General features: G+C 72.6%; 3 protein-coding genes. 2 read left to right on the forward strand and 1 reads right to left on the reverse strand.

The window, feature by feature from the left end; translation table 11 throughout:
• The first annotated feature begins 125 nt into the window (after positions 1-125).
• Positions 126-515, forward strand: coding sequence for a hypothetical protein (locus tag SGA01_RS40705; RefSeq protein WP_141303464.1), 390 nt, complete (start codon positions 126-128; stop codon positions 513-515).
• A gap of 224 nt (positions 516-739) precedes the next feature.
• Positions 740-1,006 (forward strand): hypothetical protein, encoded by a 267-nt coding sequence (locus SGA01_RS40710; protein WP_055641596.1) that lies wholly within the window; start codon positions 740-742, stop codon positions 1,004-1,006.
• 404 nt (positions 1,007-1,410) lie between these two features.
• On the opposite strand, the gene SGA01_RS41640 is transcribed toward SGA01_RS40710, so the two are convergent.
• A partial coding sequence (locus SGA01_RS41640) for a hypothetical protein (protein WP_218037877.1) occupies positions 1,411-1,666 on the reverse strand: 256 nt, incomplete at its 5' end.

Here is a 1,666-nt window from a genome sequence, read left to right on the forward strand (position 1 = left end):
ACCTTCCGGCCCCGGACCTTCCGGCCCCGGATCTCCCCGCTCCGGACCTTCCCGCGCCGGATCTCCCCGCTCCGGACCTTCCGGCGCCGGATCTCCCCGCTCCGGACCTTCCCGTGAAGCCGCCGGTGAGCCTGCCCGTCGCCGCCGGTGCGAAGGCGGCCGCCGCCGCGCCCGCGGACGTCGTGGACGACGCCCTCGCCACGGTCGAGAAGGCCGTCGCCGGCCTGCTCGCCGCCGTCACCTCGGGCGACGCCGCCGGAGTCGTACCGCAGGTGACCGCGACGCTGACCTCACTGGTCAACCTGGCCGTCGCCACCGTGCTCGGCAGCGGTCTGCCCGCGCCCGACCTGGCCGGTCTGCCCGCCCTCCCGGCGCTCCCGGTCGCCGTGCCGGAGCTTCCGGTCGACCCGCCGGAGCTGCCCGTCGACCCGCCCGAGCTGCCGGTCGACGCGCCCGTGAAGCCGCCGGTCGACCTCCCCGACCTGCCGGTCAAGCCCCCGCTGCCCGTCAGGTAGTCCCCGCGAAGGCCCGTACCGGTCCGGCGTCCGCCGACCGGTACGGGCCTTCGCGCGCGACAAATAGCACCGGTCGGAATCGATCGGGTGCAGTGTCGAGAAATCCTTCCTCCCGGAGTTTCCGGGGAGCGCACCTCTCGTTACAGAAAGCAGGAAAAGGCACAGGATTCGGCCAAGAACCCTGTGTGGAACGTGACTTGAAAGAACAGCGGAAGGATTCCCCCATGAAGTCCACCAAGGTCGCCGCGATCGTCGCCGGTTCGCTCGTGGCGCTGGGTGCCGCCGCGCCCGCCATGGCCACGGAGGCGCTGACCCCCACCAGCCTGAACGGCGGGCTGGACGCGATCGCCGCCAACGGCCTGAAGACGGACATGCTGAGCAGCACCACCGACGGCTCCCCGGTGAAGACCGCCACGGACACCCTGGGTCAGCTCAACGAGGCCGGCAAGGGCGGTTCCGCGCTGCTCGGCGGCCTCCCGCTCGGCGGCTGATCGAATGATTTTCTGATCGGCCGCCGTGTCGACCCCGCTCGACGGGGGCCACCGCTCCCTACTGTCTGGTCCATCCCACGCGAACGTCGGCGTGGACTGGCCGGTCGGAGCGAGGGGGGATCCTCGCCGGTCTCTCCCTTTCTCCAGAGGAAGAGCGGTATGCGGTCCATCATCAGCAGGAAAGTACTCACCGCAGCGGCAGCGACCGGCATCCTGTCGCTGACCGGCGGATTCGCCCTCGCCGCAAACTCCCATGCCGGTACGGGCGATTCCCCCGGTCCCGGCGCGGCGGGCCAGGTCCAGGCCCCCCTGCCCGCGGACGTCTGCGGCAAGGGTGGGGAGCTCGGCGAGTTCATCGCGGCAGCCGTCGGAGACCTCTGCGCCCAGGCGGGGGAACCCGGCGGCTACGGCGACGAGCCGACCCATCCCCCGACGACGGAGCCCCCGCACACGGAACCTCCCGCGACGGAGCCGCCCCACACGGAGCCTCCGACGACCGAGCCGCCGCACACCGAGCCTCCGACGACCGAGCCGCCCCACACGGAGCCCCCGACGACGGAGCCTCCGACGACCGAGCCTCCGACCACGGAGCCTCCGACGACCGAGCCCCCGACCACGGAGCCCCCGCACACGGAGCCTCCGACGACCGAGCCTCCGACC

The sequence above is a fragment of the Streptomyces gardneri genome, assembly GCF_006539185.1.
Lineage (GTDB): Bacteria > Actinomycetota > Actinomycetes > Streptomycetales > Streptomycetaceae > Streptomyces > Streptomyces gardneri.